Source organism: Pedobacter lusitanus, assembly GCF_040026395.1.
GTDB classification, from domain to species: domain Bacteria; phylum Bacteroidota; class Bacteroidia; order Sphingobacteriales; family Sphingobacteriaceae; genus Pedobacter; species Pedobacter lusitanus.
On record NZ_CP157278.1, the window covers coordinates 5,550,876 to 5,569,791 of the forward strand.

Annotated in this window: 15 protein-coding genes; 7 read left to right on the top strand and 8 right to left on the bottom strand. The window is 39.9% G+C overall.

Annotated elements, in window-relative coordinates; genetic code table 11:
• Window positions 1-6 precede the first annotated feature (6 nt).
• The 4 genes from PL_RS23865 (at window position 7) to PL_RS23880 (ending at window position 7,068) form a co-directional block, all read left to right on the top strand.
• Window positions 7-1,362, top strand: a complete 1,356-nt coding sequence (locus PL_RS23865) for a sensor histidine kinase (protein WP_041877225.1) — start codon at window positions 7-9, stop codon at window positions 1,360-1,362.
• A gap of 168 nt (window positions 1,363-1,530) precedes the next feature.
• The gene (locus PL_RS23870; protein ID WP_235324388.1) at window positions 1,531-2,790 is read left to right on the top strand and encodes a TolC family protein; all 1,260 of its coding nucleotides are present in this window, start codon (window positions 1,531-1,533) and stop codon (window positions 2,788-2,790) included.
• Between the two features lie 10 nt (window positions 2,791-2,800).
• Window positions 2,801-3,892: an efflux RND transporter periplasmic adaptor subunit gene (locus tag PL_RS23875; protein ID WP_052495941.1), complete on the top strand. Its 1,092-nt coding sequence runs from the start codon at window positions 2,801-2,803 to the stop codon at window positions 3,890-3,892.
• A 32-nt stretch (window positions 3,893-3,924) separates the two neighbouring features.
• A complete protein-coding gene (locus PL_RS23880; protein WP_041877230.1) occupies window positions 3,925-7,068 on the top strand; it encodes an efflux RND transporter permease subunit in 3,144 nt (1,047 codons plus the stop codon).
• Window positions 7,069-7,226: 158 nt separating this feature from the next.
• On the opposite strand, the gene PL_RS23885 is transcribed toward PL_RS23880, so the two are convergent.
• Both PL_RS23885 and PL_RS23890 read right to left on the bottom strand, forming a co-directional pair.
• Entirely contained in the window at window positions 7,227-8,063 is an 837-nt protein-coding gene (locus PL_RS23885) for an NAD(P)H-binding protein (protein WP_041881983.1), read from the bottom strand.
• 69 nt (window positions 8,064-8,132) lie between these two features.
• On the bottom strand, window positions 8,133-8,945 hold the full coding sequence (locus PL_RS23890) for a helix-turn-helix transcriptional regulator (RefSeq protein ID WP_041881981.1): 813 nt from the start codon (window positions 8,943-8,945) through the stop codon (window positions 8,133-8,135).
• A gap of 73 nt (window positions 8,946-9,018) precedes the next feature.
• Between PL_RS23890 and PL_RS23895 the strand changes: the two genes are divergently transcribed.
• Entirely contained in the window at window positions 9,019-9,888 is an 870-nt protein-coding gene (locus PL_RS23895; RefSeq protein ID WP_041881978.1) for an EamA family transporter, read from the top strand.
• Between the two features lie 83 nt (window positions 9,889-9,971).
• Here PL_RS23895 and PL_RS23900 read toward each other — a convergent pair whose 3' ends face one another.
• The 6 genes from PL_RS23900 to PL_RS23925 all read right to left on the bottom strand — a co-directional run bounded on the left by PL_RS23900 (window position 9,972) and on the right by PL_RS23925 (window position 15,742).
• Window positions 9,972-10,763, bottom strand: coding sequence for a M48 family metallopeptidase (locus tag PL_RS23900; RefSeq protein WP_041881993.1), 792 nt, complete (start codon window positions 10,761-10,763; stop codon window positions 9,972-9,974).
• A gap of 330 nt (window positions 10,764-11,093) precedes the next feature.
• Window positions 11,094-11,672, bottom strand: a complete 579-nt coding sequence (locus tag PL_RS23905) for a hypothetical protein (RefSeq protein ID WP_041881976.1) — start codon at window positions 11,670-11,672, stop codon at window positions 11,094-11,096.
• A gap of 304 nt (window positions 11,673-11,976) precedes the next feature.
• Entirely contained in the window at window positions 11,977-12,723 is a 747-nt protein-coding gene (locus tag PL_RS23910) for a DeoR/GlpR family DNA-binding transcription regulator (RefSeq protein ID WP_041881971.1), read from the bottom strand.
• A 71-nt stretch (window positions 12,724-12,794) separates the two neighbouring features.
• Complete coding sequence (locus tag PL_RS23915; RefSeq protein WP_041881968.1) at window positions 12,795-13,943, bottom strand: MFS transporter; 1,149 nt, start codon at window positions 13,941-13,943, stop codon at window positions 12,795-12,797.
• 249 nt (window positions 13,944-14,192) lie between these two features.
• Entirely contained in the window at window positions 14,193-15,056 is an 864-nt protein-coding gene (locus PL_RS23920; RefSeq protein ID WP_041881966.1) for a hypothetical protein, read from the bottom strand.
• Window positions 15,057-15,088: 32 nt separating this feature from the next.
• The gene (locus PL_RS23925; RefSeq protein ID WP_348620544.1) at window positions 15,089-15,742 is read right to left on the bottom strand and encodes a TetR/AcrR family transcriptional regulator; all 654 of its coding nucleotides are present in this window, start codon (window positions 15,740-15,742) and stop codon (window positions 15,089-15,091) included.
• A 360-nt stretch (window positions 15,743-16,102) separates the two neighbouring features.
• Here PL_RS23925 and PL_RS23930 point away from each other — a divergent pair, with 360 nt between their 5' ends.
• Entirely contained in the window at window positions 16,103-17,014 is a 912-nt protein-coding gene (locus PL_RS23930) for a class A beta-lactamase LUS-1 (RefSeq protein ID WP_041881964.1), read from the top strand.
• A 122-nt stretch (window positions 17,015-17,136) separates the two neighbouring features.
• Window positions 17,137-18,807, top strand: a complete 1,671-nt coding sequence (locus PL_RS23935) for a tetratricopeptide repeat protein (RefSeq protein WP_041881961.1) — start codon at window positions 17,137-17,139, stop codon at window positions 18,805-18,807.
• The last annotated feature ends 109 nt before the right edge of the window (window positions 18,808-18,916 follow it).

Below are 18,916 nucleotides of genomic sequence, written 5' to 3' on the forward strand. Positions count from 1 at the left end.
ATTCCTATGAAAGTCAAGAACAGGTTATCGCTGCAGTTTACATTTATGTTCGCCATTTTGCTTCTGGTAGTACTGACAGGCATTTATCTGCTGGTTGAACATAATCGTTTAAAATCCTTTATGAATAAGCTCGATGAAAGAGCTGTGATTGTTGCGCAGTTCTATCTTGCTGAAGATAACCTGTCAAAAGATATATTCAAACAGGTAGCCAGAAAGTTTCCGCAGTCGCTTACCCATGAATCAATCCGGGTTTATGATGATAAATTCAATTCCAAGTTTACCCGAGACGATTCTATTAGCTGGAAGCATGATTTCCTAGCTACAATAGTCAGGAAAAAGTCACTTCATGCCAGGCAGGGCGATACCCAGATTACCGGAATTTATTATCCGGATAACTCAGGTAATTTTATAGTCGTTGTTTCTGCAATTGACGATAGAGGTCTGCATGATATGCAGCAGCTGAGGCTGATTATGTCTGTTTTTTTTGTCAGCTCCCTTTTCATCACCTTTTTTATAGGCCGTATTTTTGCCAGTATTTCCCTGCAGCCTATTGTCTCGATCACAGGAAATCTGAAAAGGATCAGAGCTTCAAGTTTACATCACAGGTTGCCTGTACGGGTGACTAAAACAGATGAAACTGATAATTTGTCTTCGGCCATTAATCAGTTGCTGGAACATCTGGAGCAATCTTTTGAAAGCCAGAAATCTTTTGTGGCTAATGCCTCGCATGAATTACGGACACCGATAACTTCTATTCTGGGCGAAGCAGAGATTACTTTAATGAAAGACCGCAAGCCTGAAGAATATAAACATGCACTTCAGGAGATCGTAGGCAGTGTAGAAAGATTAAATTATATCATTAACAGCTTAATGGAGCTGATGCAGACCAATCTGGATAATAAAGACTTTCAGCATATCAGGATAGATGAGCTGATCTGGGAAATTGCAGACGAGCTGGCTTTTAAGACCAGTAATGATCAGATTAAGATCGTATATAACTTACCGGATGATCAATCTAAAAGAACGCTGCAGGGTAACCGGCAGTTATTATTTATAGCAATAAGTAATATCCTTAAGAATGCCATCAAGTTTTCAGAAGGGCAGGAGGTTTTATGTACTGTGAGTTATGATAACCGCCGGATGGCAATTACCGTAAGAGACCGGGGTATTGGTATCCATGAAAATGATATTAAAAAAATATTCCAGCCTTTTTACCGCTCTGCCAATGCTTTGAATTTTTCAGGATATGGAATTGGTCTTTCGCTAACCAATAATATTATCAGGCAGCATAACGGCTCTATTGAGGTAAAATCCATATTAGGGCAGGGCACTGTATTTTCTCTTTATTTGCCGGTGAGTTGATCCAGTTGGCTGGATGTGGTCACATTAAACAATTCTAATGTACTTCTAATGCCCCCGTAACCTTGCATTAAGCGCCCCCTAATGCCCTTAACATAGCTTTGTTTTTCAAATAATAAAGCTATGCAATCTAAATTTCTGCTATCCGTATTTCTGGTATGTCTATGTTTTATGATGAATATCAATTCATCCTATGCCAGAGATGACGGGTATGCTAATGAAAGGGACACACTGAGTGTAACCCTGAAAGAGGCCGAAGATCTCTTTATCAAAAACAACCTGAGTCTTATTGCCAGCCGTTACAGTATTGATCAGGCGAAAGCACAGGTCATTACCGCCAGGCTATTTGAGAATCCGCAACTCGGTTATGAAACCGGATTGTACAATACAGGAACTAAAAAGTTTTTTGACATGAGTAAAGAGAATGGACAGCGTGCTGCCAATATCTCCCAGCTTTTTCAAACAGCAGGTAAAAGGAATAAGAATATACAATTGGCTAAAATCAATGTTCAGCAGGCCGAATATCAGTTTTTTGATTTGCTGCGAACATTGAAGTATACCCTGCGAACAGACTTTTACAAGATCTATTATCAGGAGCAGTCCGCAAAAGTCTATGCCAAAGAAATCAGCTCCCTGTCTAAAACACTCAGTGGTTTTCAGCAGCAGTATGCCAAAGAAAATATTGCTTTAAAAGAAGTGCTGCGCATACAGTCTCAGCTATATACTCTGCAATCTGAGCTGAACGAGCTGAAAGACGGGATTGACGACGTACAGAGTGAGTTTAAATTATTAATAAGGACTGATGCGAAGAAATATATAGTACCCCGGCTGGAATTTAATCTGGATGGCAAAAATGTTTTACAGCAGGTAACTTATAAAAACCTGCTTGATTCTGCTTATAACAACCGTTATGATTTGAAAGTAGCCCATTCAGCTGTTGATTACAGTAAGCTGAATTTAAGACTGCAGAAGTCAATGGCTATGCCAGATGTCACACTGTCTGTCACTTACGATAAACAGGGAAGTTATATCAGGCATTATACCGGGTTGGGCATTAGTATCCCGCTGCCACTTTTTAACCGCAATCAGGGGAATATCAGACAGGCAAAAATTGCGATAGATGCTGATCAGCTTGCACTGACTCAGCAGGAAGAACAGATTCAGAGCGATCTGGATAACAGTTATCAGAGTGCAGACAGACTGGAAAGATTGTATAATAGTTTTGACCCTGCATTCAAGACGGATTTTAATCATTTAATAGAAGAAGTTTTTAAGAACTATCAAAAGCACAATATCAGCCTGCTTGAATTCCTCGATTTTTATGATTCCTATAAAACCAATACGCTTCAGCTCAATAATCTGCAGCTTAACAGGATCAGTTCACTCGAACAGTTAAACTATATCACCGGCACTCAATTTTTTAATCAATAATACTATTTCTATGTACAACTATAAATTATTAGCTCTTGCAGCTGCTTTGGGTACATCTGCACTACTGTTTCCCGGTTGCACCCGTCAGACAGAGAAGCCGCTCGATACTAAATTCAAAGTGACAGACAGTTTGCTGAACAGCCTGGTTACGGATACGGTTAAAGAAGCAAGTGCACTCTCTGAAATTACACTCACAGGGACTATCGCACCCGATGAAAATAAAATGGCCAAAATCTACCCGATGGTCAGCGGGATAACCCGGGATGTACATGTTTTACTCGGAGATGTGGTTTCCAAAGGTCAGACACTGGCTACCATGCGCAGTACAGAAGTAGCTGGTTTTTCAAAAGATATGATCAGTTCAGAAGCTGATTTGCGCAATACCAAAAGAATAATGGAATCAACTCAGGATATGTATAAAAGCGGGCTGGCTTCCGGCAAGGATCTCGAACAGGCCAGGTCTGATTATCAGAAAGCGATGGCAGAACATAACCGCGCAAGTTCAGTGATGTCTATCAATCACAGCGATAGCCGCGGTTATGTGATCAAGGCACCGATCAGCGGTTATGTCGTTGAAAAAAACGTTACCGGGAATATGCAGGTACGGGCTGACAATAGCCAGAACCTGTTTACTATTGCCGATTTATCCTCAGTTTATATACTGATCAATATTTATGAATCTGACATCACCAGCGTACAGACAGGTTATCCTGTTAAAATCACTACGCTGGCCTATCCGGGTAAAGTTTTTACCGGTCATATAGATAAAGTTTACAATATGATTGATCCCGACATGAAAGTGATGCGCGCCAGGGTGAAAATAGAGAATCCGGGTAATCTGTTAAAGCCGCAAATGTTTGCCAATGTGGTGGTGAGTGCAAAATCCAATCAGGATTTACCTGTGATCAATACCCGCGCGATTGTGCTGGATAATGACCGCAATTATGTTATTGTCAGAGATGGGAAAGCAGGCGTGCATATCCAGCCCATCACGATCAGTAAAAGATTGGAAGATCATGCCTATATCAGCTCAGGTCTAAAACCAGGTGACCAGATCATTGCTTCCAGACAGCTGTTCCTGTATGAATCGCTGAAAAAATAATTGACCTTTTATCCCCGTATAAATTCAACGCAATGAATAAAGTAATCAAAACTGTACTTGCATTTGCCCTAAAGAATAAGTTCTTCATTTTCTTTATGACATTTCTACTGCTGATCGGCGGCTATTTCAGCTTTAAAAGTATCGCTATCGACGCATTTCCGGATGTAACCAATACCTCTGTCACTATTATTACCCAATGGCCGGGCAGAAGTGCCGAAGAGGTGGAGAAGTTTGTGACCCGCCCGCTGGAGATTGCGATGAATCCGACCCAGAAAAAAACAACCATACGTTCATCTTCACTTTTTGGTCTGTCTGTAGTCAAAGTGACTTTTGAAGATGATGTGGATTATGCCTTTGCCCGTTTACAGATTAATAATCATTTAGGCGATGCCGATTTGCCCGATGGTGCCAAACCCAATGTTTCACCTCCGTACGGCCCGACAGGGGAGATTTTCAGATATACCTTAAGCAGCAACAAAAAATCGGTTCGTGAACTCAAAACACTGGAAGAATGGGTGGTTGAACGGGAAATACGTTCTGTACCCGGAGTAGCTGATGTCAATAGTTTTGGCGGAGAAACCAAGGCTTACCAGATTACTATAGATCCGGAAAAGGCAGTACAATATGGTGTATCAGCACTGCAGCTTTATGAAGCGGTATCCAAAAGTAATATTAATGTAGGCGGAGATGTCATTGAACAAAGCGGACAGGCTTATGTAGTCCGTGGTATTGGTTTGCTGAATAATATCAGTGAGATCAAAAATATCATCGTCGATAATGTTAAAGGTACCCCGATTTATGTAAAAAACATTGCTGAAGTTACTGAATCGAGACTTCCGGCTCTGGGACAGGTAGGCCGGGATGGCGATCCTGATGTAGTTGAAGGTATTGTGGTGATGCGTAAAGGAGAAAATACCAGTGACGTGATCCGTGACCTGAAGCTTAAGGTCAATGAATTAAACAGTACTATTTTACCTGATGGTGTGAAAATAGATACTTTTTATGACCGGGAAGATCTTGTTGATTTTGCTACCCATACCGTACTGCATAATATGGCAGAAGGTATCGTTTTTGTAACAGTGATCGTATTTCTGTTTATGGCCGACTGGCGGACTACTGTGATTGTCGCCGTGGTTATTCCGCTGGCTTTGCTATTTGCTTTTATCTGTCTGCGGTTAAAAGGAATGTCAGCTAATTTACTCTCGATGGGGGCGATTGACTTTGGGATTATCATAGACGGGGCAGTGGTCATGATGGAAGGAATTTTCGTCGTCCTGGATCATCGGGCCAAAAAAGAAGGCATGGATAAATTCAATAAGCTGAGTAAGCTGGGAATGATCAAAGAAGCCTGTCTGGTTAATGGTAAAGGGATATTTTTTGCCAAGCTGATTATTATTGTAGGTTTACTGCCTATTTTCAGTTTTGAAAAAGTAGAAGGCAAAATGTTTTCTCCACTGGCCTGGACACTTGGTTTTGCCTTATTGGGTGCGCTGATTTTAACTTTCACGCTGGTTCCGGTGATGGCGAGCGTATTGCTGAAAAAAAATGTGCGTGAAAAACATAACATTTTTGTGGAGTGGATCACCAGAAACTCCATGCGGCTTTTTAATATCTGTTTCAAAGGTCGTAAAATAGCTTTTCCTGTCGCGATGATTATACTGGCTGTAAGTCTGTTCTGTTTTAAGTTTTTAGGAACAGAGTTTTTACCGCAGCTTAATGAGGGATCTATTTATGTCAGAGCGACGGGCCCTTTGAGTACTTCGCTGGGAGAATCTGTGAAACTGGCCAATGATATGCGTAAAACTTTCAGGAGTTTTCCGGAAGTGAGGCAAGTTATTTCCCAGACCGGCCGGCCGGATGACGGAACTGATGCGACAGGTTTTTACAATATAGAGTTTCACGTAGACCTGTATCCGCAGGATCAGTGGAAGAAAAAAGAAAGTAAAGCCAGTCTGATTGAAAGGATGCAGCAAAAACTAGCCTTCTATCCGGGTATAGACCTCAATTTTTCTCAGCCTATCTCTGATAATGTGGAAGAAGCGGTATCCGGTGTCAAAGGATCTATCGTCATTAAACTATTTGGTGATAACTTTAAATTTATAGAAGAGAAAGAGGAAAAGATTTTCCAGATTATGAAGGGAGTGAAAGGGGTCGAGGATCTGGGGATTATGCGCAATCTCGGGCAGCCAGAATTGCAGATTAATCTGAATCAGGAAAAGATGGCCCTTTATGGAGTGACCACTGCAGATGCCAATGCGGTCATTGAAACCGCGATCGGAGGAAAGGCCGCTACCCAGATTTATGAAGGCGAGCGGAAATTTGATCTCAGAATCAGATATCCGGAGAATTTCAGAAATAATGCGGCTGCCATAGGCGATTTGCGTGTACCAACTTTATCAGGCAATAAAGTTCCGCTGCGGGAAATCGCTGAAATCAGAAAGTTGGTTGGTCCGAGTATGATTTACAGGGATAAACATAAAAGATACGGTGCAATTAAATTTTCTGTACGTGGCCGTGATATGGGTAGTACAATTAAAGAAGCACAGGATAAAGTCAATGCACAGGTTAAATTACCCAAGGGATATAGTATGGAATGGGCCGGTGATTTTGAAAATCAGCAGCGTGCAACTACCAGGTTAACACAAGTAGTACCGGTTAGTATATTACTTATTTTCTTTATCCTGTTTATTCTGTTCGGAACAATCAAAGATTCCTTACTCGTTTTAAATAATGTGCCATTTGCCATAGTAGGAGGGATATTTGCCTTAATGCTGACGGGTATCAACTTTAGTATTTCCTCAGGAATTGGTTTTATAGCCTTGTTTGGTATCTGTGTGCAGAATGGGGTGATACTGATTACCAAATTCAAGTCTAACATTAAAGAAATGCGTCATAATCATCCTGAATGGACATTTATTGATGCATTGAGAATCGGTGTGGAGTCTCGTATCCGTCCGGTGGTCATGACTGCGATGATGGCCGCTATAGGTTTATTACCCGCAGCGATGTCTACTGGTATAGGTTCTGAAACTTCCAGACCACTGGCTACTGTGGTAATCGGCGGATTAATCTCTGATACGCTGTTTAACCTGTTTATCTTCCCGATCGTATTTTACTGGGCTTACCGGAATAAGGTAAACAGACAAGATAAACCTTATACAATTGCAGCATCATAAAAAAGAGCGTAATATCAATAACGCTGCAAAATAAGAGAGAGAAGCGTCAGTTATCGGGGTTGGTATAGGGTTGGTATACCCCCGGGGTATACCAACCCTATACCAACCCCGATAACTGACGTAACTTAAACGACTCACCGACAGGCCTCCGTTTATGCTTAGTTCCAGATACCAGAAGCTGCTGTTTTACGGGTATAACTGCTAAAATCTGTGGCTTTTCTGCCCAGAGCCCTTTCTACATCATTGACGATATAACTGTTTCTGCCATCCATGACCTCAGTAAATAAATAAGAAAGCAGTGCGATGTATTCCTGCGGTACCTGACCGGATACCAGTAAAGCAGTATATTCTTCGGCGGATACCTGCTTATAAACTATGTTTTTTCCTGCTGCTGTGGCGATCTCCTGAATGACCTCTTTAAAAGTCAGTAAGTGGGGACCAGTAATTTCATATATTTCTCCCGAATGCCCATCCTGAGTTAAAGCAGCAACAGCTACATCAGCAATATCATCCGCATCTATAAAGGGCTCTGGAATATCTCCCACAGGTAGGGTAACCTGGCCTGATAAGACATCTGTTAAAAAATAACTTTCACTGAAGTTCTGGAAAAACCAGCTGGCTCTGACAATGGTCCATGCGATGCCGCTGTTGATTACAATCTGCTCACAGTGTCTGGCTTCTTCTTCTCCGCGGCCGGATAATAAAACCAGTTTCTCTATACCGTTTTCAGCAGCCATTCTGGAAAAGGATGCTATACAGCCAGGGGCGTTAGGCACAGCCAAATCAGGTTGAAAGGTGATGTAGACTGATCTGATGTTCTGTAATGCAGGTTTCCAGGTAGAAATATCATCCCAGTCAAATGGGATATCAGCAGTTCTTGAACCTATGCTTACCGGATAGCCCAGTTTGGAAAGTCTGTCTGCTACTCTGCTGCCTGTTTTTCCTGTACCGCCAAGAACCAGTATTTTTTTCTCTGTGTTTTTTGATGATTGCATAACTTTATGATTTTGATCTAAAGCTATGGCGTACAGGATTTTTAAAATAGAACAAAGCCGACAGCTGTCCTAAATTAATTCAGAGAGATTCTGAACAACTTCTCTGGCTTGTTTTTGATATTGAAAAGGGGAGAAGCCCGCAAATTCTTTAAATGAACGGATAAAATGAGATTGATCAGCATAATTGTTGCCATAGGCGATATCAGAAAACTTATCATAATCGTGATTTCTTAACTGGCTTAATGAAGCCTGAAAACGACAGATTCTGGAAAATAATTTTGGAGAAATTCCAATATATTCTTTAAATTTTCTTTCCAGGCTTCTTTCCGAAAGCCGTAAATAATCCTGTATCATTTTTAGCGGAATATTTCCATTTGAAGTAATCATACTGGATAACGCATATTCCATCGGCAGGTTAACCTGCCTGTTATTTTTCCGGATCTGAAAATTCAGATAGGAAAATAATATTTCCAGCTGTTCATTGCTATCATTTGTGGTTAGCAGTAGTTCTTTCAGGTAAAAGTCATTTTTTTCTGCCAGTAAATTCAGATCCATACAGGAATCGGTCAACTCCATTGCGTTAACACCAAATATGGATTGCAGTGCGTTGGGATAAAAATAGATGCCCAGTGTGTTAAAACTACCTGCTAAATTTAATATCGTATATTTTGTGCTCTGACCAAAAAGCAGGGTTTCAGGTAATTTATCAGTGTTTTTGTAGAGAATTCCATTTGCTGAAGGCTGAAAAAGCAACCCCGGACAGCCATCTGCCATTGTCCTGAAAACTTTCACAGCAGGGTCCGTCCCGGTACTTTTCAGTACCCAGCAATACCTGATATAGTTTTTGAGTGAATCAGGAGGATTGATCTGCGTATAGTTCATTTGGTTATTCCGGCATTTGCACTACCCTAATTTAACGAGAAAAAATATTTTAATCGCTAAATTTGCAGTGAAAATGAATTCTAAAAAATCAATTACAATACCACCAATACCAGCCGTTCTTTTAGCCATTATCAGTGTACAGGGGGGAGCCGCAATTGCAAAAGGCTTATTTCCTGTTTTAGGAGCCGAAAGTACAGCGCTGATCCGGATAGGATTATCCGCTGTGATCCTGATGGCCGTTAACCGGACAAATTTAAGAAATCTTACTGCGCAGCAGTGGAAAGCAGTTATTCCTTATGGCCTGTGTCTGGGCGTTATGAATCTTGTTTTTTATATGGCAATTAAAAGAATACCTATAGGTCTGGGTGTTACACTTGAATTTGTAGGGCCTTTAATGCTGGCCACATTTGGATCTAAACGTATACAGGATTATCTCTGGGTATTACTTGCAGCAGCAGGAATTGCTTTTATTGCGCCCTGGAGTAATAAGGGCATTGATTTACTCGGTGTTTTCCTGGCACTTGCAGCTGGGGCATTCTGGGCAGGTTATATTGCCCTGGGAGGCAGGATTTCTAAAATTATGAAAGGTGGTGATGCGGTGACTGTCGGGATGTTGTTTGCTACGCTGATTGTTGCTCCAATTGGAATCAGCAGCGGCGGATTGATGCAAATGACTCCGGCTCTGTTTTTACTGGGAACAGCACTGGCACTATTGTCAAGCGCAATACCATTTACATTGGAAATCAATGCATTGAGAGAAATGCCTGCACGTACATTCAGTATTTTAATGAGTCTGGAACCTGCAGTAGCGGCTTTAAGCGGGCTGTTTCTTTTACATGAATATCTTACTTTTTATCAGTGGCTGGCCATCGCCTGTGTAGTTATTGCCAGTACAGGGGCTACGTTAACCACTAAAAAAGCTATTGTACAGGAAAACGGATAAAAAAACAGGCCCGGATAAAATCCGGGCCTGTTTTTTAAATTACCGGATCAGTTAGCAGGGCTTAGCTTATCCGGATTTCAGTCTTATTTAGACAAACCGTCTTTTTTTGCTTTTTCTAAAATCTTTGCCGCACGTGTGCCGCTATCAGGGTGTGAACTTAACATTCTTTCCGTTTTAGTTTTCTCGGCACCGGATGATTTCTCCATATCTGCGAATTTCTGAAATGCACTGGCTAAAGCAGTAACTTTATAATTATGCTTTTTCATAAACTCATAAGAATAGTCATCAGCTTCACTCTCCTGTTTACGGTTGTATTTGCTGTCAAGCAGGGCGTTGGCAAAACTTCCGAGCTGACTTTGTGAAAGTGAATTTACTACGCCAGACTGAGAAGAAGCTGCGTCTGTAATCGCTTCTCTTTTATAGGCACTTCTTACGGCATCTCTGGTATCCTTATTGGCCACGTGACCAATCTCATGACCAATTATGCCCAGTAATTCATCATCACTCATAATGTCCATCAGAGAAGAAAATACACGGACACTGCCATCAGCGCAGGCAAATGCATTGATATCTTTTACTTTGTACACTTTGTAGTTCAGTTTAAGACCGCCTTCATTTTCATGTTTGGAGAATATTTTGTTCAATCTGATGGTATAAGGGTCTTTAGGGCCTGCAACTGTATTATTGGCATCCATCCAGGTTACGGCTTCACCAGCAAGTTTTGCTGCATCAGCATCCGAGAAAGTAGCCGCTTTAACTCCTTTTTGCAAAGCACCCAGACCTTTACTGTTAAGTTTAATTTGTGCCGAAGCAGAATGTACCCCAAGCGAAAGTGTTAAGCTTAAAAGGGCGAGAGGTAAGATGGTTTTTTTCATTTTTTCTATTATTTAGTTATGAATTAGTATACTGACTGCGTAGTTGTAAAGCAGCAGTCAGCTGTTTGACTATGTCATCAGATAGTCATGGTATGTAACGAGTAACAAATGGAGTTTATGGATTGTTTGCGCTAAAAAAAATAAATAATTCTTTTGAATTAAGTTAATGATTTGAGGGTTGTTTAAATATTCTGATGATATATTTGAGGCTTAGGGAATTATTAATTGATTTGATGATTTTGATAATCAGGTGATCAGCTGAGGATAAAAATCTACTGTCTGCTGATCCTGAGCAGGCCGCATAGTAGCTATCACAACCGGGATAAATCTCTACTGCATTTTTTGAAGAAACAATTGCTGTTTCTTTTTGAGCTCTGCTGTATAGGCCTTATTCACATATTCATCATTGATGCGTCTGTTAGCTTTATAATAGCTTTTAAGAATCTCATCCTTGCTTAACAATGACAGGGTTGTCATCGCAACTGGCTGATATTTGCCATCATCACCTTCTTTTCTTGGAAAAACCAATGTTGGAAGACCTGAAAAATAGAGCGTCCATTGCTCATTTTCTTTTGCACCATAGAGTATATAAACATAATCCAGCTCTGCTTTCGGATCTTTATCCTGAATTAAGAGTAATAAATAACATCTGTCTTTTTTGCTGTTAAAAAAAACGGCATCATCCAGTTTCCAGTCACTCTTTTTAAGTATCCTGACTCCCTGCAAATCTTCGGCAATCCACTTTTTTAGAGTTTTATGTGTTACCGATTGTACCTCGTGATAAGTATCATTCTTTTTAAAAACATCAAGCTGGGCATCGTATAATGCTCTCATCCGGTCTATATTGACACAGGCAAACAGGCCGGTTATTGAAATAAATATCAGCAGGTACTTTATATATTTATTCATGAGCGTTTTCTTAATCAAATCACCACGGTTATTGACCCTGAAACTATAATGATCAAGATACTTATTTTGATATCCTGTTTAAAATTTATCTGATTATTTGTTATACGTTCCTTTTGCTGTTGCCTCCTTACTATACAACAGATTTTCTACTAGCCTCAATCCATTCAGAACAACTGTTCAGCCGGAAGAAAAAGATATGATCAGAATTCTTTGGAAATTTAGAAAAATAAGGTTGCAGAAAAAAGGTTTTCTGCCGGAAGCCGGGTGGCAATCAAACGAAATGAGGTTTATTGAAAGGAGCTGTTTAAAGAAAGATAATACCAGATTTTTTGTATAAATCAAATTCTTTACAACTGATATCTTCTTCAGTGATAATATAGGTCAGCTCTTCAAGCCGGCAAACGTTGTAAGGATCTTTGGTGTCCAGTTTATTAAAGTTGCATAAAAGGACAACCTGGTCTGCTGAAGCAATCATCGCCTGTTTGAGCTCGGCTTCTTCTTTATAGGTTGCTGTAACTCCTTTTTCATCAATTGAACAAGGCGCAAGAAAGAAAATATCTGCTCTGAATTTTTCAGCGCCTTTGACCGCTTCCAGTCCGAATAGACTTTCGGTGGTTCTGGTATATTCTCCGCCCAGTACTATAGTTTTGATTCCATTATAAAGTGCCAGAAGAGGAATAATAGCTACATTATTAGTGATTACGGTCAATTTAATATCTGCCGGAAATAAGGATACAAGAGTATAAACTGAAGTTCCTCCATCCAGAAAAATGGTTTGCCCGTTTTTGATCAGCCTTAATGCTTTAAGCGCAATCACTTCTTTATCCTGACTCAGATAGCCGATGCGATCTTTGAAGGTAAGCGGATTCTCAGATCTTGGTATGGCACCTCCACGTACCTTTGATAATAAGCCGTTCTTTGCCAGCTCTTCAATATCACGTCTTACGGTATCTTCAGAAATTTTCAGTTCAATACTTAAAGTATTAAATTCGACCATTTTATCCTGGTCCAGTTTTGTCAGTATATAATTAAAACGTTGTTCTTTTTTCATTTAATGATCAATAGTATTCATTTTTCGTCAATTTTTACAGGAATAATCTGCTTTTTGTAATTGATTCAGGTTTATTTTTGACGATACGATATACTTACCAGCAGGAGTAAGGCAGCAATACAGCAAAATGCAATGGGCAGTGAACTGAAATAGGCAATCATTCCGATTCCCGCCGGGCCTGCAAGTGAACCTGCATATCCCATGGTGGTTACTGCAGGCAAAGCTACGGAGGCAGATACATCTTTGAGTTTACCAGCTGCGCTGAATAAAACAGGAACAATATTGGCAGCTCCCAGACCTACCAGGATAAACCCGGCCAGGGTAAGCCACCCCCAGGGGCTGAATACAGTAATTAAAAAACCTGCGGAAGAAAGTAAAGAACCAAACAGAACTATCTTTTGCGGACTTATGCGGTCTACAAATTTATCACCTGCCAGACGCATCACAGTCATTGCAATAGAAAATGCAGCATAACCTGTTCCGGCTATAGCTGCATCAAAGTTTTTGATGTCTTTTAAAAATACAGCGCTCCAGTCAAGAATTGAACCTTCGGCCAGAAAAACAATAAAACACATCAGACCCAGGAAAATTACTGTTTTCCCCGGCCACGAGAATTTTGTTTTTTCAGCTGTCTGAGGTTCCTGATCCCTGGATAGCAGAGATTTATACTGACTGATTGCTATAGTCAGTAACAGTATGGAAATTATACAGGAAGCATAGACAGGTTGCAGCCCGGACTTAATCATACCACCCATCAACAACGGACCAAAAATTCCGCCAAGACTGAAAAGCCCGTGAAAGGATGACATAATATGTTTGGTATAATGGCGCTCTATATGGATTGCCTGAGCATTCATAGCCACATCGATAGTTCCTATTGATGCGCCAAATGCAAACAGGATACAGCCCATACTTACCGGCGTATTCATCATCAGAAGCAGTGGCAGAGTCAGGGCTACAAAAATTATTGCCATCAGCATAATCTTTCTGCTTCCGTATTTACGGATTAGCAGGCCTGTTACCGGCATCATAATCAGTGCTCCCGCGCCCATAAGCAGTAAAAGAAGCCCTAAATTTGCATCATTAAATGCCAGGCGTTCTTTGGCATAAGGCACCATTGGCGCCCAGGTTGCAATGCCTAAACCGCAAAGCAGAAAGTTAAGCATGTTGGCTCTGCGTGCAGACTTAATATAATTTTCTGGTTTCGTTATTGTACTCATAGCTCTGCAAATAAAAGCAAATTTGCATAATATTGCAAATTATAGTGATTTTCTTTCTAAAGCATTCTAAAGTTTTCAGGATTAATAAGATGCCAGGTTTGCAGGATCAAAAAACAAATAGTTTACCCTGAATGACAGCGGAGGATCGGGCATAGCTCTGCCGGCACTCTGTCTTGCAGATGCTGTAACACTCTTTTTTACCGGAGGAGAGATTGGCTTTGCCAGTAATAATAACCTGGATCAGTCTTTTCAGGCAGGGCCCTGGCTTTCTAAAGGATATAGTTCTTTTGCGATCAGCTTCAGGGCATGTAAAGAATTAATTTCAGTGATAATAAACAAGAGTAAAGACATTTTAATAGGATCTGTAGGTTTTTGCAAACCGATGTTCCTGAAATGAGGTAGTTGATTATCATTAATTACCCCGTGATAGTGTTCATATATCCCGATACTGTTCAGGTTCAGGGTGGTTAGTAATTTGAGTATTCTGTAATTATTTGTTTCATCATCCTTCCCGCGCAGATAAAATAAGAGTTCCTTTTGTACTTTGAGTACATAGGTATATACCGCAAAGGATATTTCTTCATTGGGTTGCTGATCTTCAAATCTTAAAACGGTTATCAGATGCGTGATAATCGTAGAATTTATACTTCTTTCCAGCAATGCTTTCTCTATGAAAAGATGATTCTGTTCTTCCTGATACTGATGCTGCTCTATAAAGCTGACCGGAACTTTTCCGTCTGTTTTAAAAAAGATCTTTAACTGTGTCTGCATAAACTGCAGAATACTTACCAGTGCATTATATAAGCGCTGTAAAGATAATTCTCCGTCGTTTTCAAGATCCTCCTGCTCATGATCAGCATGCGTATGTTCTTTCAGGAAAGTGTAAACCTGATCTGCCATACTGACCAGGGAATGCTGATGCAGATGGAAGTACCTGGTAAAAAGTACTGCATCCTTTTCCATACTGATGTCTTTAAATAGCTGACAAATCCGTCCGGCTTCAAAGGCCATATTTTCAATAAGCTTACGCTGCCTGGTCATCCAGCTTTCAAACCCATCACTTTCGTGTAAGGCGTCAACCATTGACTTGAATTCCTGCAGTTCATATTTCATGATATTTCTAGCGTTTATTGAAAAATTATGTTTTAGTTGCCTTTTGATTTCTTTTTGGGTATTTCATAAGCCCATTCGATAATATGACGAATGGTTTTGGTAATTTCCTTTCTGCCTGAAGGAGTATTGATATCTATTCCGCAAATAGTGCCCCCATTAATTCTGGCCTGTAAAACCAGATAATATATGCCTGATATAAGCAATGCACTTACCGCTCTGAAATTTACTTCAGAATTTTTAAAATGGGGGTCAGTATGTTTGAGCAGACTTGCACCTATGTTTCTTCTGATGTTGCAGATACCAGCCATCAGCGAGGTTCTGGATGTCAGTTCTTCCAGGATCAGTCTTTGCATAGCCTCTTCTTCAAAGAAGGTGGTAAACTGACGCTCTAAAATGTCAGCTATAATTTCTCTGGCCTTTTCAGGAGTTTGTATCTCACTAAATTCTTCCAGTTTATCAGCCAGACTAAGCCAGTAATCCTTTTCCAGGATATAGGTTTCCACGAGCAGATTTCCATCGCCAAAATAGCGGTAAATAAGTTTTTTATCTACGCCGGCTTTGTTTGCAATTTTATTAACTCCCAAACCCGAATAGCCTTTTTCAATTATAATTTCGCCAACGGCCTGAAGAAGTTTTCTTTTGGTCTGTTCTTTATTTCTGTGTTTAACGTTTTCTTTACTTTCCATAGCCCGGGGAGATGAACAATCAATCTTAATTTTCGATAATATTCAGCTTGGAATTAATGTATACCAAGTCATGAATTGCCCGCTTTAAATTAGCTATAGGTAAAATAATTTTCATAGGAAGAGGTTAATGATGTTTCCTAAAAGGCAATATAGGGGATATTTTATTCAAAAGTGGTGACTTAGCTTTTTTTTTAATTTTCGGACATTTTATTGACTCATTTCATGTAACAGGAAATTTATTCTTCCTTAAGATCTCAGAACCAGGGACTAAGAAAAAGAAGATTAATTACTGTGATGAGCAGGCAGAATTATCCTGAAACTTTTGTACGCTAAATGAAAATTAAGCGTTAGTTTACTATTATGAAAGGATTTTTTAGAATAAAGAGCGTGGTTTGCGGAGTGTTTTTACTGATGATTTCAGTCAATGCTTTTGCTCAGAAAAGTGAACTACGGGAAAAGCTTCAGCGTATTGTCAATGCACATTCAGCGACCATTGGATTCTCGCTGACAGATCTCCGGAATGGAGATACCTTAACGGTTAACGGTACAAAACATTTACCCATGCAAAGTGTCTATAAATTTCATCTTGCACTTGCCGTTTTAGATCAGGTTGATCAGGGTAAGTTAAAGCTGGATCAGAAAATAATGGTTAAAAAAAGTGACTTGTTACCAGATACCTGGAGCCCGTTAAGAGATAAATACCCGAACGGAGAAGTTGAAATTCCTTTGTCAGAAATTTTAAGTTTTACAGTTTCGCAAAGTGATAACAATGGTTGTGATATCCTGTTCAGGTTGATTGGCGGCCCTGCAAAAGTAAACCGGTATATTCATCATCTTGGGATAAAAGATGTAGCCATTACAGCTACTGAAGAACAAATGCACCAGAATGACCAGATCCAGTTTACCAATTGGACTACCCCTCAGGCTGCTACAGAGTTACTGGGACTGTTTTATGCTAAAAAAATACTTTCTCCGGCATCCCATGAATTTTTATGTAAGGTCATGACCGAAACGTCTACCGGAGCTGACAAAATTAAAGGTTTATTGCCTGCAGGTACTTTAGCCGCCCATAAAACCGGTAGCTCAGGCGCTAATAAATCAGGGCTGACAGCAGCTTCCAATGATATTGGCATTGTAACTCTTCCTGACGGAAAACATTTTGCCGTTGCTGCATTCGTGTCTATGACTAAAGAAGATGAAAAAGCAACTGACCTGATTATTGCAGAGCTTACTAAAGCGAGCTGGGATTACCTGACCACAGGGAAACCATAATTCATACTGGTAGAAATAAAAGCCCGGTAATCAGCTATAAATTGATTACCGGGCTTTTTTTATTTTTTATATTTAATTTCTGATTTGATCCGATTGACGGAAACAAACAGAAATAACCAGATATGCTGATAATAAACGGAAGGGTAAAACCCTCAGAACTATGCTGTTTTATAGCTTTATTTTTGATTTCTCTGATTTGCTTCGATGCAAAAGCCGATCCAGTCAAAGCTGTTCCTGATCCTGTCAGAGAAAAAATTACCAGACTCAATAAAAAAGCAGCTGGTTTAAACAGAGATTCTACCAACCAGGCTATTGCCTATGCCTATGAGGCTTATTTAATGGCTTATGAGAATAAATTTAAAGAACAGGAAGCAGACGCGCTGAGCGTACTGGCAGAAGGATATCTTTATAATGATATCTATGACCTGGCCCTGGAGTATGCCTTTAACGCACTGGAAATATATAAAAAGCAGGCTAACCAGGAGAAGATCAGTGCTACCTATACCTTATTGGGCTGGATTTATTATGATGTGGAAAATGCAGAGTTTGCACTCAAATACCATACGCAGGCATATGAACTGTATAAAAAACTGGGAAATCAAAATAAAGCTGCCGTTTCTTTAAATGGAATCGGACTGATCTATCAGCTGAAAAATGAATTCCGGAAAGCGAATGCCTATTTTAATCAGGCATTGAGTATTGCAGGCCAGTATAAAAATCAGGCTTTAATCAGCGCTGCTTATAATAACCTGGGTATAAGCAGCAATAATACCAATGATTATAATCAGGCCATTACTTATTTTAACCAGTCAATGCAGCATTCTACAGGTAATCTGCTGTCACTTGCGGAAGTTAATAATCAGATGGCTTTTTCATTGATCAGACTGGGGCGTTATCCTGAAGGATTAGCTGCTTTAAACAAAGCGAGAGCTTATATTGATCAGTCTACCTCAAATTCTAAAAAAGAAAATCTGCTGGATAACTATAAGGTGTTCTCTCTTTTATATAAGCTTACCGGAGATTATAAACAAGCCTATATAAATATTGATAAATATAATACGGTAAGAGAAGAGTTTCTGTCTAAAAATAAGGTAAATGCACTCATTACCCTGACCATGAAAAGGGAAGCCCAGGAAAAGGAAAGAGAAATTAAAGCGCTGTCCCTGGAAAAAAGTCTTAAATCTTATCAGCGGAATACACTTGCCATTATTATTGTGCTGCTGTTTGTGATCGGATTTTTACTTTACAATAAACTCAGGGCGCAGCAAAGAAAAAAAGCGGAGCTGGCACAAATGCAGCAGCAGCTGATTCAGAAAGAACTGGAGCTTACAGTTTCAGATAAAGTAGCCCTTAATAATAAACTGGAATTTAATCATACCGAACTGAAGAACTATGCGCTTTATATGTCACACAGAAATGAGCTGATTACTGATTTTCTGGCTGAACTGAATACACTTGCTCACACTTATCAGGAAGAGTTATCTTCAAAACTCTATAAACTGATCAACAAATTCAGGTATGATATTAATATTGAAAAATATCTGGAAGACTTCAATTTACAGATTGAAGCAAAATATCAGGACTTCTTTTATAATCTGAGACAGAAGTTTCCGACGCTGACCCAGAATGAGATCAGGTTGTCTGCTCAGATCAGGTTAAACTTATCAATTAAAGAAATCGCTTCCTTAAATAACATATCTGTTAAATCTGTAGAGATGGCAAGGTACCGTTTGCGTAAACATTTTGATCTGACCCAGCAGGATAACCTGAATGATTTCCTCAAATCATTCTAATGATATGCTGAGGGGGTGGAATGGGCTTTAAAGAAGTTTTGAAGAACTTTATTCGAAATTTGTAGAGGTCTTGTAGGGGTAAGGCCATGGGCGGTGTAGGGGTGGAAAT

Excerpts from the sequence above, each read along its gene's own strand:
- PL_RS23930 (WP_041881964.1), top strand. The coding sequence starts at position 16,103 with ATGAAAGGATTTTTTAGAATAAAGAGCGTGGTTTGCGGAGTGTTTTTA.
- PL_RS23865 (WP_041877225.1), top strand. The coding sequence starts at position 7 with ATGAAAGTCAAGAACAGGTTATCGCTGCAGTTTACATTTATGTTCGCC.
- PL_RS23915 (WP_041881968.1), bottom strand. The coding sequence starts at position 13,943 with ATGAGTACAATAACGAAACCAGAAAATTATATTAAGTCTGCACGCAGA.
- PL_RS23895 (WP_041881978.1), top strand. The coding sequence starts at position 9,019 with ATGAATTCTAAAAAATCAATTACAATACCACCAATACCAGCCGTTCTT.
- PL_RS23920 (WP_041881966.1), bottom strand. The coding sequence starts at position 15,056 with ATGAAATATGAACTGCAGGAATTCAAGTCAATGGTTGACGCCTTACAC.
- PL_RS23870 (WP_235324388.1), top strand. The coding sequence starts at position 1,531 with ATGATGAATATCAATTCATCCTATGCCAGAGATGACGGGTATGCTAAT.
- PL_RS23910 (WP_041881971.1), bottom strand. The coding sequence starts at position 12,723 with ATGAAAAAAGAACAACGTTTTAATTATATACTGACAAAACTGGACCAG.
- PL_RS23925 (WP_348620544.1), bottom strand. The coding sequence starts at position 15,742 with ATGGAAAGTAAAGAAAACGTTAAACACAGAAATAAAGAACAGACCAAA.
- PL_RS23875 (WP_052495941.1), top strand. The coding sequence starts at position 2,801 with ATGTACAACTATAAATTATTAGCTCTTGCAGCTGCTTTGGGTACATCT.
- PL_RS23885 (WP_041881983.1), bottom strand. The coding sequence starts at position 8,063 with ATGCAATCATCAAAAAACACAGAGAAAAAAATACTGGTTCTTGGCGGT.
- PL_RS23900 (WP_041881993.1), bottom strand. The coding sequence starts at position 10,763 with ATGAAAAAAACCATCTTACCTCTCGCCCTTTTAAGCTTAACACTTTCG.
- PL_RS23880 (WP_041877230.1), top strand. The coding sequence starts at position 3,925 with ATGAATAAAGTAATCAAAACTGTACTTGCATTTGCCCTAAAGAATAAG.
- PL_RS23905 (WP_041881976.1), bottom strand. The coding sequence starts at position 11,672 with ATGAATAAATATATAAAGTACCTGCTGATATTTATTTCAATAACCGGC.
- PL_RS23935 (WP_041881961.1), top strand. The coding sequence starts at position 17,137 with ATGCTGATAATAAACGGAAGGGTAAAACCCTCAGAACTATGCTGTTTT.
- PL_RS23890 (WP_041881981.1), bottom strand. The coding sequence starts at position 8,945 with ATGAACTATACGCAGATCAATCCTCCTGATTCACTCAAAAACTATATC.